Annotated in this window: 13 protein-coding genes; all 13 read left to right on the plus strand. The window is 42.0% G+C overall.

Annotated elements, in window-relative coordinates:
- The first annotated feature begins 92 nt into the window (after window positions 1-92).
- The 13 genes from rpsB to FFL34_RS17010 all read left to right on the plus strand — a co-directional run bounded on the left by rpsB (window position 93) and on the right by FFL34_RS17010 (window position 15090).
- Window positions 93-851 (plus strand): 30S ribosomal protein S2, encoded by a 759-nt coding sequence (rpsB, locus tag FFL34_RS16950; protein WP_138604492.1) that lies wholly within the window; start codon window positions 93-95, stop codon window positions 849-851.
- A 143-nt stretch (window positions 852-994) separates the two neighbouring features.
- Window positions 995-1879, plus strand: coding sequence for a translation elongation factor Ts (tsf, locus tag FFL34_RS16955; RefSeq protein ID WP_138604493.1), 885 nt, complete (start codon window positions 995-997; stop codon window positions 1877-1879).
- 110 nt (window positions 1880-1989) lie between these two features.
- The gene (gene pyrH / locus FFL34_RS16960; protein WP_138604494.1) at window positions 1990-2715 is read left to right on the plus strand and encodes a UMP kinase; all 726 of its coding nucleotides are present in this window, start codon (window positions 1990-1992) and stop codon (window positions 2713-2715) included.
- Window positions 2715-3272, plus strand: coding sequence for a ribosome recycling factor (gene frr, locus FFL34_RS16965; RefSeq protein WP_138604495.1), 558 nt, complete (start codon window positions 2715-2717; stop codon window positions 3270-3272). Before pyrH ends, frr begins: the two co-directional genes overlap by 1 nt.
- 349 nt (window positions 3273-3621) lie before the next feature.
- Entirely contained in the window at window positions 3622-4383 is a 762-nt protein-coding gene (locus FFL34_RS16970; RefSeq protein WP_138604496.1) for an isoprenyl transferase, read from the plus strand.
- A 15-nt stretch (window positions 4384-4398) separates the two neighbouring features.
- On the plus strand, window positions 4399-5196 hold the full coding sequence (locus FFL34_RS16975; protein ID WP_138604497.1) for a phosphatidate cytidylyltransferase: 798 nt from the start codon (window positions 4399-4401) through the stop codon (window positions 5194-5196).
- A gap of 68 nt (window positions 5197-5264) precedes the next feature.
- The gene (gene rseP / locus FFL34_RS16980; protein WP_138604498.1) at window positions 5265-6521 is read left to right on the plus strand and encodes an RIP metalloprotease RseP; all 1257 of its coding nucleotides are present in this window, start codon (window positions 5265-5267) and stop codon (window positions 6519-6521) included.
- A 100-nt stretch (window positions 6522-6621) separates the two neighbouring features.
- On the plus strand, window positions 6622-10917 hold the full coding sequence (locus tag FFL34_RS16985; RefSeq protein ID WP_138604499.1) for a PolC-type DNA polymerase III: 4296 nt from the start codon (window positions 6622-6624) through the stop codon (window positions 10915-10917).
- A 775-nt stretch (window positions 10918-11692) separates the two neighbouring features.
- The gene (locus tag FFL34_RS16990; protein ID WP_138604500.1) at window positions 11693-12547 is read left to right on the plus strand and encodes an STAS domain-containing protein; all 855 of its coding nucleotides are present in this window, start codon (window positions 11693-11695) and stop codon (window positions 12545-12547) included.
- A gap of 361 nt (window positions 12548-12908) precedes the next feature.
- Entirely contained in the window at window positions 12909-13379 is a 471-nt protein-coding gene (gene rimP, locus FFL34_RS16995; protein WP_138604501.1) for a ribosome maturation factor RimP, read from the plus strand.
- 15 nt (window positions 13380-13394) lie between these two features.
- Window positions 13395-14507: a transcription termination factor NusA gene (gene nusA / locus FFL34_RS17000; protein WP_138604502.1), complete on the plus strand. Its 1113-nt coding sequence runs from the start codon at window positions 13395-13397 to the stop codon at window positions 14505-14507.
- A 12-nt stretch (window positions 14508-14519) separates the two neighbouring features.
- The gene (gene rnpM / locus FFL34_RS17005; protein WP_138604503.1) at window positions 14520-14801 is read left to right on the plus strand and encodes an RNase P modulator RnpM; all 282 of its coding nucleotides are present in this window, start codon (window positions 14520-14522) and stop codon (window positions 14799-14801) included.
- Entirely contained in the window at window positions 14791-15090 is a 300-nt protein-coding gene (locus FFL34_RS17010) for a L7Ae/L30e/S12e/Gadd45 family ribosomal protein (protein WP_138604504.1), read from the plus strand. Before rnpM ends, FFL34_RS17010 begins: the two co-directional genes overlap by 11 nt.
- Window positions 15091-15110 lie beyond the last annotated feature (20 nt).

Genomic DNA, 15110 nt, shown 5'->3' on the forward strand with positions numbered 1-15110 from the left:
TATAATACAACACTTTTTTCATCGTTTTCAGGTACAGTTTTTATGCAAAGATGACCTTGGGCGGAGGAAAAAACCATTAGGAGGAATATTTTATGTCAGTCATTTCGATGAAGCAATTGCTCGAAGCTGGTGTGCATTTTGGTCACCAGACACGCCGTTGGAACCCGAAGATGAAGAAGTATATCTTCACTGAGCGTAACGGCATTTACATTATCGACCTGCAAAAAACAGTGAAAAAGGTCGAGGAAGCTTACAATTACGTACGGGATATCGCTGCTAACGGAGGTTCTGTCCTTTTCGTCGGAACTAAGAAGCAGGCACAGGATTCTGTCCGGGATGAAGCAGTCCGTTCAGGCATGTTTTATGTTAATCAACGCTGGTTGGGCGGAACGTTGACAAACTTCCAAACCATCCGCAGACGTATCAACCGTCTGAAGGATATTGAACGCATGGAAGAGGATGGCACGTTTGATGTACTTCCGAAAAAAGAAGTTGTTGATCTGCTGAAAGAAAAGGAACGTCTCGTTAAGTTCCTTGGCGGCATTAAAGAGATGGATGAACTGCCGGACGCTATGTTCGTTATTGATCCGCGCAAAGAACGGATTGCAATCGCGGAGGCACATAAATTAAACATCCCAATTATCGCCATGGTTGATACCAATTGTGATCCGGATGAAATTGATTATGTCATTCCGGCAAATGACGATGCGATTCGTGCTGTAAAACTGATGACTTCCAAAATGGCAGATGCTATTCTTGAAGTGAAACAAGGTGAAGAAACCGAAGAAGTTGAAACGGAAGAACAGACAGTTGCCGCAGGAGAAGCAGAATCAGAAACCGATAATGCGTAAAAGGTGAAAGGACAGGTGATAAGGGGATTGAGCCTTTTATCACCTTTTTTTAAGTGCGTGTTCAAAGAGAAGGATACAAACTTTTTGAACAACCTCTTTAAGAAAACATAACGATTTAACAGGAATTTAAAGGAGGAAATACCATGGCAGTAACTGCAAAGTTGGTTAAAGAACTGCGTGAAAAAACAGGTGCCGGTATGATGGATTGCAAAAAGGCACTACAGGAAACAGATGGAGATCTTGATAAAGCGATGGAGCACCTGCGTGAAAAAGGTATGGCCAAAGCGGCTAAAAAAGCAGATCGAATTGCTGCTGAGGGTGCTGCACACATTGAAGTGGACAACAATACAGCAGCGCTTCTAGAAGTCAACTGTGAAACAGATTTCGTTGTAAAGAATGATCAGTTCCAAGCACTACTCAGTGAACTGGGTAAACATATTGTTGAACAAAAGCCTGAAACTGTTGAGGAAGCTTTACAGCAAGAGCTTCACGGTGATGGCGAAACAGTTGAAAAGTATATTAATGCCACAGTGGCCAAAATCGGTGAGAAAATTTCACTGCGTCGTTTCACAGTATTGAATAAGACGGATAATGACGCTTTTGGATCGTACATTCATATGGGTGGAAGCATTGGTGTCCTTACATTGCTGGAAGGAACGAACGATAAAGAAGTAGCTAAAGACGTTGCCATGCACGCAGCTGCTGTCAGCCCACGCTATGTATCACGCGATGAAGTACCTGAAGAAGAAGTCAATAGTGAACGTGAAATGCTGAAAACACAGGCAATGAATGAAGGTAAACCAGAGCATATCGTTGATAAGATGGTCGAAGGTCGCCTTGGCAAATTCTTTGAAGAGATTTGTCTGCTTGAACAAGATTTTGTCAAAGACCCTGATCAAAAAGTGAAGCAATATGTTGAAAGTAAAAATGCTAACCTTAAAACTTTTGTACGGTATGAAGTAGGCGAAGGAATGGAAAAACGTGAAGAAAACTTTGCCGAAGAAGTTAGAAATCAAATGAATAATTAAGAAGTATAATGGAAATAGGGAACGCGGAATGGCTGTTCCCTATTTCATTAAAAAAAAGTCTTTTGACCTTTGTGAATACTTACAATATGAACTGTTCAATGGAGGTAAATATGACAACAGCTCAATACCGTAGAATTGTGTTAAAATTAAGTGGAGAAGCTTTGAGCGGGAACCAGGGCTATGGAATTGAACCGCAAGTAATCCAGTCGATTGCAGCACAGGTCAGAGAAGTTGCTGAACTTGGTGTGGAAGTCGCTGTTGTCGTCGGGGGCGGTAATATCTGGCGCGGCAAAGTCGGTAGCGAAATGGGCATGGATCGTGCGACAGCCGACTATATGGGCATGCTGGCAACCATTATGAATTCACTGGCGCTGCAGGATAGTCTGGAGAAAGGTGGTATTCCAACCCGTGTACAGACATCCATAGAAATGCGGCAAGTTGCTGAACCTTACATAAGGAGAAAAGCAATCCGCCATCTTGAAAAAAAACGTGTTGTCATTTTTGCTGCAGGTACAGGCAATCCTTATTTCTCAACGGATACAACAGCTGCATTACGAGCTGCTGAAATTGAAGCAGAAGTAATTTTGATGGCAAAAAACAATGTTGATGGTGTATACTCGGATGACCCGAAAATGAACAAGGAAGCCGAAAAATATACGGAGATTTCCTATATGCAAATGCTTAATAAAGGACTTGGAGTTATGGATTCGACAGCGTCGTCATTGTGTATGGACAATGATATTAAGCTTATTGTGTTTTCGATAATGGAAAAAGGAAATATTAAACGCGTTGTGCAAGGTGAGCCAATTGGTACAATGATAAGGGGGAATAAATGATGACTAACGATATTGTGAAAGATATGCAGAGTAAGATGGAACAGGCTGTACAGTCTTTTTCAAAGAATCTGGCAACGGTAAGGGCCGGGCGAGCAAACCCGGCAATTTTAGACAGTGTAAACGTTGATTATTATGGTGCAACTACACCGCTTAACCAACTGTCAAACATTTCTGCACCTGAGGCAAGACTTCTGGTCATTACCCCATTTGACAAGTCTGCTATAGGAAATATTGAAAAAGCGATTCAAAAAGCTGATCTTGGTCTATCCCCGTCGAGCGATGGAAACGTTGTCCGTATTAACATCCCCGCTCTAACGGAAGAGCGCCGCAAAGAACTGGTGAAAATTGTTGGGAAATATGCCGAAGAATCACGCGTGCAAGTACGAAATGTGCGACGTGAAGCAAATGATCAACTTAAGAAAGCGGAGAAAAATGGTGATTTGACGGAGGACGACCTTAAAAAAGAGCAGGATAACGTACAAAAAGAAACGGATAAGCATATTGATAAAATCGATCAGCTTGTCAAAGAGAAAGAAAAAGAAATATTAGAAGTGTAAAATGAAGGACTAGTCAAATAAGGAATGATAGCCCTCTTGCTGAATTGCTGAAGAGGGCTTTTATTTCCGTAAGTAGAGCTCGGCAGCGTGTCTTCGATATTTACGGAGGCTTCTGAACATTTCCTTGAGCTATCAGCAAAGCGACGGCTTCCGAAAAGCCTTGTTTTTCTGATGTTTCAATGAAATGTTATGAAATTAATCGGTGATAGTGATATATTGGTTATTCGGTCTAATAGGATAGAATGACGGTGCATTTTAATATTGGATACGATGCTGATCCAGCACTGATCACATTATTCCCGGTCCTTTTCTGATACAAAAGGGCATCAACGATATCGGAGGATAATTTATGTTAATGAAACTTCCATTTTTTAAAAAAAAGAACCCTGAAACCAAAGAACAGTCCGGGCTTGATATGACTCCCAAACATGTCGCTATTATTATGGATGGGAATGGCCGCTGGGCAAAAAATCGAGGCTTGCCACGGATTGCCGGTCATAAAGAAGGTATGGACGTTGTAAGTGATGTGGTGAAAGTGGCTGTATCTTTTCATATAGAAATACTGACGCTTTATGCTTTCTCGACAGAAAATTGGAAAAGGCCGGACACTGAAGTTGATTACTTGCTGCGACTGCCGAAAGAATTTTTACATATTTATTTACCTGAACTGATGGAAAATAATGTCCGCATTGAGACAATCGGTGATTTAGAAGTGTTGCCCAAGCATACGAAGGAAGCTGTTTATTATGCCAAGGAAAAAACAAAAAATAATGATGGATTATTATTGAATTTTGCTTTAAACTATGGAAGTAGATTTGAAATCATGGAAGCTATTAGACAAATTGTTACAGATATTGATACCGCTAAGATGGACCTCGATTCACTCGATGAACAGACGTTTGCGAAATACCTCTATACAAAGGGGCAATCCGATCCTGACCTGTTAATTCGGACAAGTGGGGAGCAGCGACTCAGTAATTTTCTGCTGTGGCAGGCGGCTTATTCGGAATTCTGGTTTACGGATGTATTATGGCCTGATTTTTCAGCGGAAATATTTAAAGAAGCGCTCCATGACTATCAGCAAAGAAAACGGCGTTATGGGGGCGTGTAAGGTGTTGAACAGTAAATGAGACAACGAATCCAGACAGCAATTCTTGCATTTATCATATTTATTCCGTTTGTAGTAATTGGTGGTAACACGTTTCGGGTTTTCGTCTTTCTACTTGCGGCAATTGCGTTTCTTGAACTGATTCGCATGCGGAAGATTACCAGTTATTATATTCCTGTTGTAGTAGCGATCGTATTGTTATGGCTTTTGATGCTTGATGATCCTTCAGTCGTTTTACCAGGACTGGGGAAATCGGAATTGATTATGGTATTTGTGCTCTTTTTACTGGCATATACTGTAATGGCAAAAAACAAATTTGCATTTGATGATGCCGGTTTTATTCTTCTAGCTTTGATTTATGTGGGCATGGGCTTTTTCTATTTGATTGAAACTCGCAATGGAGGGAATAATGTCCAAGGACTGGCTAACTTGTTTTATGTGCTGCTTGTCATTTGGGCGACTGATACAGGTGCTTATTTTTTCGGACGTGCACTTGGCAAACGTAAGCTGTGGCCGGAAATAAGCCCGAACAAAACAGTTGAAGGTGCCGTTGGTGGTGTTTTACTTGCCTGTGTGATAGGTGTTGTATTTCATATTGTCCATCCGTTTTCATATGATATGATAGTTGTAGTTGCTGTCACCGTGTTAGTATCTATGTTTGGACAAATTGGTGACTTGGTGGAATCAGCTTTTAAACGGTTTTATGGTGTCAAGGACTCCGGGAAATTGTTACCTGGACATGGAGGTATCCTTGACAGGCTGGACAGCTTATTATTTGTTTTGCCACTGCTGCATTTCATCCGGTTTTTCTCATAAATGCGAAGAATGTATGCGAAATCGGACATGAAATGCGGACTCCCTATATTTAAAGGAAGGTGCTTCTTTTGACCACAGTTATTGCGTTTATATTCATGTTCGGCCTGCTTGTATTCATTCATGAGTTCGGCCACTTAATCTTTGCTAAACGGGCAGGGATGCTAGCTCGTGAGTTTGCCATTGGATTTGGACCTAAAATGTTTTCATTTACCAAAAATGAGACTGTATATACCATTCGTTTACTACCAATTGGAGGATATGTTCGGGTTGCCGGTGATGACCCGGAAATAATTGATTTGAAGCCGGGCCAGCATATCGGTCTCGAATTCAATCCAGATGGAAACATAAAAAAAATAATTATTAACCATAAGTCAAAACACCCGGATGCGAGAGTCATCGAGGTAGAGCATGCTGATTTGGATCATGAATTAGTTATTGATGGGTATGAACCTGATAATGAAGATGAAAAATTGCGTTTTTCGGTAGATCGTAAGGCGTTCTTCGTGATGGATGAGGAAGAAACACAAATTGCCCCGTATGACCGTCAATTTGCTTCCAAAAGTGTCGGGAAGCGGGCAATGCAATTATTTGCGGGACCCATGATGAACTTTCTATTGGCAATTGTCATTTTCTTCATCGTCGGTCTTGTCCAAGGAATCCCTACAGATGAAGCATTAATTTCTAATGTACATCCTGGGACCCCGGCTGAAGATGCCGGTTTTCAGAAAGGCGATGAAATTGTAAGGATTGAAGGCAATGTCATTTCTGGATGGGATGAGTTCAACCGGATTGTCAAGGACAGCCCTGGTGAGGCGCTGGATATGACGGTGAAGCGCAATGGGGATACGGAATCACTTACTGTAACGCCCGATACAATTGAAGGGCAAGGAATCACATTTGGACAAATTGGTGTTGGCCATGCATTTGAAAAGTCATTTGTGGGAACGATTCAATATGGTTTTACAAAGACGTATGACACAACTAAACTAATCCTGACAAACTTGGGTATGCTTATAACCGGACAATATTCGATTGAGATGTTATCCGGTCCAGTTGGAATCTATGATGCAACAGACCAGGTGGTTCAGGATGGGTTTATTACCTTCCTCATGTGGACGGCTATTTTAAGCGTTAATCTTGGGATTGTTAATTTGGTGCCGATTCCGGCACTTGATGGTGGCCGTTTGCTGTTCGTTGGCATTGAGGCTATCCGGGGCAAACCGATAGACCCACAAAAAGAGGGAATTGTTCACTTTGTTGGGTTTGCGCTTTTAATGCTTTTAATGATTATTGTCACATGGAACGATATTCAACGGCTGTTTTAAAAAAGGAACATTTGGTTTAGTGTTAAACCCTTGTCCAGTCTATACGGCAAGGGTTTCCATCATTGTAAAGGTTTTTGAATAGAATCAGGGGGAAGTTATGATGGATATTTCAATGAGCGAAAAAATGGGTCTTCTGCTAAAGCAGCTTGACATGCCTGAATCACATGTTAATTCCTGCTTTAGTGAAAGCCGGCTGTTAAAACTTGAAGTCCATAAACAAACAAAAATATGGCACTTTCATATACAAGTAAAGCAAGTGCTACCAGTGGATGTTTATTCACTTTTTTTTGCCAAATTGCGAGAAACGTTTGAGCAATTTGCACAAGTGGATTTGACTATATACACGGAAGAGAAACATGCTAACAACGAGATCATTTGTAACTATTGGCGTAACTACCTACAATCTGTATCTGATCTGTCACCGGCGTATAAAGATCTTGTATTTGACCAGACCCCACGGATAACGAATAACAAACTTACGCTCACCGCCCGGAATGAAGCGGAAGGAAAAGCATTGAAAAAACGGCTGGAGCAACCCTTTCAGGACTATTGTAAAAAAGTTGGCGCACCGGCTTTTTCCATTGATATTGAAGTGAAAGAGGCAGAAGTAGAAGAGCTGGAAAAATTCCGGGAACAAAAAGCCCGGGAAGATCAGGAACTTATTATGAAAACCGTTCAAGAAAAGGAAAAGCGAGATAAAGATAAACAAAATAGCGAACAAAATAAGTTGCTCAAGCTAGGTTATAACATCCAGGATGAAGCGATGCCAATGGAAGATATACAGGATGAGGAGCGGCGTGTCACTGTACAGGGCTATGTTTTCTCTGCTGAAATTCGCGAGCTACGTTCCGGCAGAAGTCTGCTGATTGCCAAAGCAACGGATTATACAGACTCCCTGCAAATCAAAATGTTTTCCAAAGGCGATGAGGATGCTGAAAAATTCGCATTGTTAACAGAGGGTATGTGGATTAAGGCGCGAGGTAGCATTCAAACCGATATGTATACAAATGAATTGGCTATGATGGCCAATGACATACACGAGGTTAAAGTGGAATCACGAAAAGATACCGCCCCGGATGGTGAGAAACGTGTAGAATTCCATGCACACACAACAATGAGCCAAATGGATGCAGTGATGTCACCGTCTGCTTTTATCAAACAGGCTGCAAATTGGGGGCATAAGGCGGTTGCAATCACTGATCATGGTGGTGTGCAAGGGTTCCCTGAAGCACATGATGCCGGCCAAAAACATGGAGTTAAAGTTCTTTATGGTGTTGAAGCCAATCTTGTCGATGACGGAGTACCAATTGCTTACAATGAACGTGACGTGCAGCTGGAAAATGGTACCTATGTTGTGTTTGACGTAGAGACAACAGGATTGTCGGCTGTATATGATACCATCATTGAACTTGCCGGGGTGAAAATCCACCAGGGGGAGATTGTTGACCGGTTTGAATCGTTTGCCAATCCCCATCATCCGTTGTCAGAAACAACTACTGATTTGACTGGTATCACCGACGATATGGTGAAAGATGCGCCTGATGTGGATGTTGTTTTAAAGGACTTTTATGAATGGATGGCGGATAGTATCCTTGTCGCACATAATGCCAGTTTCGACATTGGTTTCCTTGATCAAGGCTTTCAGCGAATCGACTATAACAAAACGTCCAATCCCGTCATCGATACGCTGGAATTGTCACGATTTTTGCATCCGGAACTGCGGAATCACCGTTTGAATACGATGTGTAAACACTTGGACATTGAGCTGACCCAACACCACCGTGCCATATATGATGCGGAGGCAACCGGGTATTTGTTATGGAAACTAGTGCAAGGTCTCTTAAAAAAAGAGATTACCAATCATAATCAATTAAACAACCATATGGGTGAAGGGGATGCGTATAAACGCTCACGTCCATCACATTGTATACTGCTAGCCCAAACAGAAGAGGGATTGAAAAATCTTTATAAACTCGTTTCGGCAGCACATGTTGATTATTTTTACCGTGTACCAAGAATACCACGTTCACTGTTGCAGAAATTCCGTAAAGGGCTACTTGTCGGATCAGCTTGTGACCAGGGTGAAGTATTTGAAACAATGATGCAGAAGTCAGCAGATGAAGCAGAAAAAGCTGCTACATTCTATGATTATATTGAAGTACAGCCACCAAGCAATTATGCGCATTTGATTGAAAAGGAACTGGTCCAAAATGAGGCGCAGATCCTTGATATCATTTCGAAACTAGTCGATTTAGGCAAACGGATGAACAAAATGGTGGTGGCAACCGGGAACGCCCATTACTTGGAACAACATGACAAAATTTATCGGCAAATCTTAATCGCATCACAGTCCGGTAATCCGCTGAACAGACAAACGTTGCCTGATACACCTTTCCGGACGACAAATGAGATGCTTGATTGCTTTCGTTTTCTTGGGGAAGACAAAGCAAAAGAAATTGTAGTCGACAATACAAATACACTTGCAGACAATATTGAAGAATTATCTCCGGTTAAAGATGGCCTGTTTACACCAAAAATAGAAGGTGCAGACCAGGAAATGCGGGACCTCTGTTATAATCGTGCCAAATCCATTTATGGCGATCCTGTTCCGGAAGTGGTAACGGACCGGCTTGAAAAAGAGTTGTCAAGTATTATTGGTCACGGCTTTTCTGTTATCTATCTCATTTCACATAAACTAGTTAAAAAATCACTTGATGATGGATATTTGGTAGGATCGCGTGGATCGGTCGGCTCGTCGCTCGTTGCAACGATGTCGGAAATCACAGAGGTGAACCCTTTGCCACCGCATTACGTTTGCACAGGTTGTCATTATCATGAATTTATTACGGACGGTTCAGTCGGCAGCGGGTTTGATTTGCCGGATAAAAACTGCCCGAATTGCGACGTTCCATTGATAAAAGATGGACAAGACATTCCTTTTGAAACCTTTTTAGGATTTAAAGGAGATAAAGTACCGGATATCGATTTGAACTTTTCAGGCGAATACCAACCAAGAGCACATAACTATACAAAAGTGTTATTCGGTGAAGAAAATGTCTATCGTGCCGGAACCATCGGGACTATTGCAGAGAAAACAGCGTATGGGTATGTGAAAGGTTATGCTTCCGATAAACAACTTGTGTACAAAAATGCGGAGATTGACCGGCTTGTACAGGGATGTACTGGTGTTAAACGAACGACGGGACAGCACCCAGGCGGAATCATTGTCGTTCCTGAAGACAAAGAAATATATGATTTCACACCAATCCAATATCCTGCTGATGACCGGAACAGCGAATGGAAAACAACACATTTCGACTTCCATTCCATCCATGATAATTTGCTGAAGCTGGATATACTCGGACACGATGATCCGACTGTTATACGTATGCTACAGGACTTGAGTGGCATCGATCCAAAAACAATTCCGACCGATGATGAAGAAGTAATGAAAATTTTCTCAGGAACGGAATCACTTGGTGTAACCCCTGACCAGATTAATTGCCAGACAGGTACCCTTGGCGTTCCGGAGTTTGGTACAAGGTTTGTCCGTCAAATGCTGGAGGATACTAAGCCGAATACGTTTGCTGAACTTGTCATTATATCCGGATTGTCGCACGGTACGGATGTGTGGCTAGGAAATGCTGAAGAACTGATTAATGAAGGAATCTGTGAGTTACCTGATGTTATCGGTTGCCGTGATGACATCATGGTATATCTGCTGCATAAGGGGCTTGAAGCATCACAAGCGTTTACCATTATGGAATATGTTCGTAAAGGCAGAGGACTTAAAGATGAATGGATAGACGAGATGAAAAAGCACGGCGTACCGGACTGGTATATTGAATCATGTAAAAAAATCAAATATATGTTCCCTAAAGCCCATGCTGCTGCTTATGTATTGATGGCAGTGCGTATTGCCTATTTCAAAGTACATCATCCGATTTACTTTTATGCGGCTTACTTTTCCGTCCGTGCAGGTGATTTTGAGCTGGATACAATGGTTAAAGGGTCCAATGCAATTAGAAAGCGAATTGAAGAAATTATGAACAAAGGGATTGATGCTTCACCGAAAGAGAAAAGTCTTTTGACCGTACTAGAAGTAGCACTGGAAATGTGTGAACGTGGTTTTTCATTTCAAAAGGTGGATTTGTATCAATCAAAGGCATCTGAATTCATTGTGGATGGTAATTCATTAATTCCGCCATTCGATGCTGTAGATGGTCTTGGGACAAATGCGGCTATTAATATTGTTCAAGCTCGAGACGATGGCGAATTTCTTTCAAAGGAGGATCTTCGCCAGCGAAGCCGCATATCCAAAACAGTACTGGAATACTTGGATAATCACGGCTGCCTTGAAGGAATGGCCGAAAAAAATCAGTTATCACTGTTTTAGGTGGTTCGTCATTTTGCTGTTTCCCATCATAATTGATATATAATGCGACATAATTTTGTATGAGTGTTAAACCGCCGCTGCGGAAATACACTACGCTTTCCGCGGGTGACCCGTGAGCCTCCTCGGACATCCGGTGTGCTCGTCGTGTTGCAAGTGGTTTCAGTGAAGCAGCACTCCTCGCAACTCGTAGCGTACTCGGTGGAAGTATCGCTCGTTCCTGCGGGGTCTCACTTTGGCCACTGTTCCCGCAGGAGTCTCCGTGTATTTCCTCCGCTTGTGCTTAACTACATTTATACATAATTAAATCACAAAGAATAATGAACTACTATTTTGATGGTTGATTGGAGTGGAGGCCAGTCGACTCCTGCGGGAAAAGGAAGGCAGGCTAAGTTCGCGACGTCCTGTCGCAACGCCTGCACTAGCACGTCCTGTGCGTCGAAGATCCCGCAGGAAGCGGTTTTCTTCCGAGGAAGCTGAAGCGTTGCCCGCGGAAAGCGACTAGCTGGAACGGAAATCAACCTAGCACTTACGTCACATTATATATCTTTTATGTACTAAAAACACCATTACAGAAAGCAGCTTTTACGTTTATCAAGATTGCAAGGCAACGATTAGAGGGGGTTCAAGGTTATCACAGTTAACTGTTTGAGCTTAACTTTTTGGTGCGAAAGTTGAGTGATTTAAAAACCGCTGTAAAAAACATTCGACACGTGCTATAGGAAGAGGCGAATATAGCTTTTTCCCAAACACCCAAAAGTGGAGGGAGTGATGGTACTTGGAATTGGTAAATGGACATAACCAATCAATCCGACAGTTTCTTATTGACAACCAGCAAGTCTTTGCAGATGAATTGCTTAATGAGGCAAAAAATGTTCGCGATAAGATTGAGGAAATTCAGCTGATAGGGAATATTGATTTACTACAAAATGCACATAAGCTAGTTTTGTATGTTGTAGATGAGAAAAACCAGGAAGTAGAGGAGTTTGCCAAACAGGAAGGTATTGCTTGGGCAAAGTATTCCCTCACACTGACATTGAAAATCGAATGGATTCAGGCAATACGCCGAACACTATGGAATTTTCTCTACGAACACGACAGGTTAAACAATCAACTAAACAGTCGTGACGAATTCTATCGGAGGGAAAGTAAAATAAATGATTTGATTGATAAGTTTCTGAATGGATTTTTCATCAGCTATTCCGCTTTTAAGGACAAATTGCTTGAAGATCAACGAAAACTGGTAGAAAACTTATCGGCACCGATTATTCCGATTACTTCAGCGATAAGCATATTACCGCTAATTGGATCAATGGACAACTATCGGGCAAACATTATTGAAGAAAAGGTTTTACTTGAAATAGGCAACCGGCGTGTGCAGACATTAATAATGGATTTGTCTGGAATTGCATCTATGGAGACGGAGGCAATACACCGCTTTATGCGGCTATTGGATGGAGTGTCAATGATGGGATGCAAACCCGTGATTACCGGATTACGACCAGACATCGTGCAGAATATGATGGATTTGGATGTGAAATTCGGGCAGAATGTAGAAACGAAAGGGACACTTCAGCAAGCGCTGCACGGCTATTTGAATTTGAATACAGAAAACCATGCGTCGAAGAGTTAGTTTTAATAAATAGTTGGAATGAAGGCTTAATAGACGTCAACAACCAAATTCTTGCAACATCCACGTACATATGCTATAGTTTTAAAGGTACGTAATGATACGGAGCAGTAAAAGAGTGGGCGCCCCCCACTCTTTATTCATACTGCTGATTTCCGCACTGTCTCCCCTTGCCACATCTTCCGGCAGGGGGATTATATTATCGGTCAATTGACGTTTTAGTTTCGGAAAATTTGCCGAGATATGGGACGCGGGGTGCAGGAGATAGGCGGTACGGTACGTTCGTTTAGCAGTTAATGTGCAATGAAATGTGTATGAAGGTCCATACTAGTAAATATTACAATTGAATAAAGGAGGATGTTTGTTGAGTTCTCATGTTATCAAAACGACGGAAGAATTGATAGACCCAATCTTAGAGGAAAAAGGACTGGAATTGGTTGATATTGAATATGTAAAGGAAGGAAAAAACTGGTTCCTCCGCGTGTATATTGATAAGAGCGGTGGTGTCGATATCAATGAATGCGGGGTTGTATCGGAACAACTTAGTGAAAAGCTTGATCAAGCCGATCCCGTTAAAGGCGCATATTTTTTGGAAGTCTCCTCGCCAGGTGTCGAACGCCCGCTTAAATCAAAAGACGATTTCCAAAAAAATCTTGGTAACAATGTATATGTGAAATTGTATGAACCCATCGATGGTCAAAAGGAATACGAGGGGATACTTAAAGCATTTGATGGTAATACAGCGACCATTGAATATAAAATTAAAACCCGTACGAAAATTATAGAAATACCGTACGACAAAATAGCAAAAGCAAGATTAGCGGTGACATTATAAAGGGGGAAACGAAAAATGAGCAGTCAATTGTTTGACGCCATTGATTACTTAGAAAAGGAAAAAGGTATTGATAAAGATATATTGATGGAGGCATTGGAAGCCGCCCTCATTTCCGCTTATAAAAAGAATTTTAAATCTGCTTCAAACGTTCGTGTTGATATTGATGAAGAGTCAGCTTCGTTAAAGGTTTTCTCACGTAAAACCGTTGTGGAGGAGGTTGAAAATAACCTTGAAGAAATATCCCTGGAAGAGGCGAGGGAGATTGATCCGAATTATGAGGCTGATGATATCATCGAGGTTGAAGTGACGCCGAAAGACTTCGGACGGATCGCAGCTCAGGCTGCCAAGCAAGTTGTTACCCAGCGCGTCCGAGAGGCGGAACGTGGCGTGATATTCAGCGAGTATGCTGATCGTGAGGAAGACGTGATGACAGGTATCATTTCGCGCAAAGACACGCGTTTTGTTTATGTTAATCTTGGCAAGATCGAAGCAAAACTCGCTGAATCTGAACAAATGCCTACAGAGGACTATTACGTGCATGACCGTCTGAAAGTATTTGTTACGAAAGTGGAAAATTCAAGCAAAGGGCCGCAGATTTATATATCAAGATCACACCCCGGCTTACTAAAACGCTTGTTTGAAATGGAAGTGCCGGAAATATATGATGGTACTGTAGAGATAAAATCGGTAGCCCGTGAAGCAGGTGACCGTTCAAAGATGTCTGTCCATGCTGAAGATCCGGAAATTGATGCAGTTGGCTCCTGTGTTGGACAGCGCGGACAACGGATTCAAGTGGTAGTTGATGAACTAAAAGGTGAGAAAATTGATGTTGTTGAATGGTCGGATGATCCTGTCGTCTATGTTTCTAATGCGCTTAGCCCGTCTAAAGTGATTGATGTCTTGGTGGATGAAGAAGACAAGGCAACAACAGTTATTGTACCTGACTACCAATTGTCACTTGCAATCGGAAAGCGGGGTCAGAATGCTCGCTTGGCGGCAAAATTAACTGGATGGAAAATTGATATAAAAAGCGAATCTGAAGCACGTGAAGAAGGACTTTTAACAGATGACTCAGATACCTTTGATGATGATGCCTATTCTGACAATGAAGAAGACTTGTTTGAATAAGGGGGAAGTCAAATGGCAAAACAACGTAAAGTACCGCAGCGCAAATGCATCGTGACAAATGAAATGAAACCAAAGAAAGAACTTATACGAGTTGTTCGTAATAAGGAAGGTGAGGTTTTTGTTGACCTCACAGGTAAGAAAAATGGACGCGGGGCCTATGTTTCGGCCGAACAGGAAGTAATCGAGAAAGCAGAAAAGGCTGACCTCCTGAGCCGTCAGTTGAATGCCGAGGTTGACCCAGCCATCTATACTGAGCTGAAACAAGCCGCTGAAGGTAAAATAAATGAAAAATAATTATTTAAATATCGTCGGACTTGCCTATCGGGCGGGGAAGTGTTCCACTGGGGAAGACACAATCGTGAAAGATATTAGGCAGCAAAGGGCAAAGCTCGTCCTGCTGGCAAGTGATATTGGTCCCCGTACACAAAAAAAACTTATGAATAAATGTAAAACCTATGAGGTGCCATTTGTATTCGTGGACGACAAAGAATTACTGTCCTATGCAATTGGTAAATCCCAGCGAGTGGCAGTAGCCATTTTGGATGATGGGTTTGCAGCCAAAATCCAATCGCTGCTTAGGTAAAAAATCTTGGGGGTGGATGT

Source organism: Lentibacillus cibarius (assembly GCF_005887555.1).
Lineage (GTDB): Bacteria > Bacillota > Bacilli > Bacillales > Amphibacillaceae > Lentibacillus > Lentibacillus cibarius.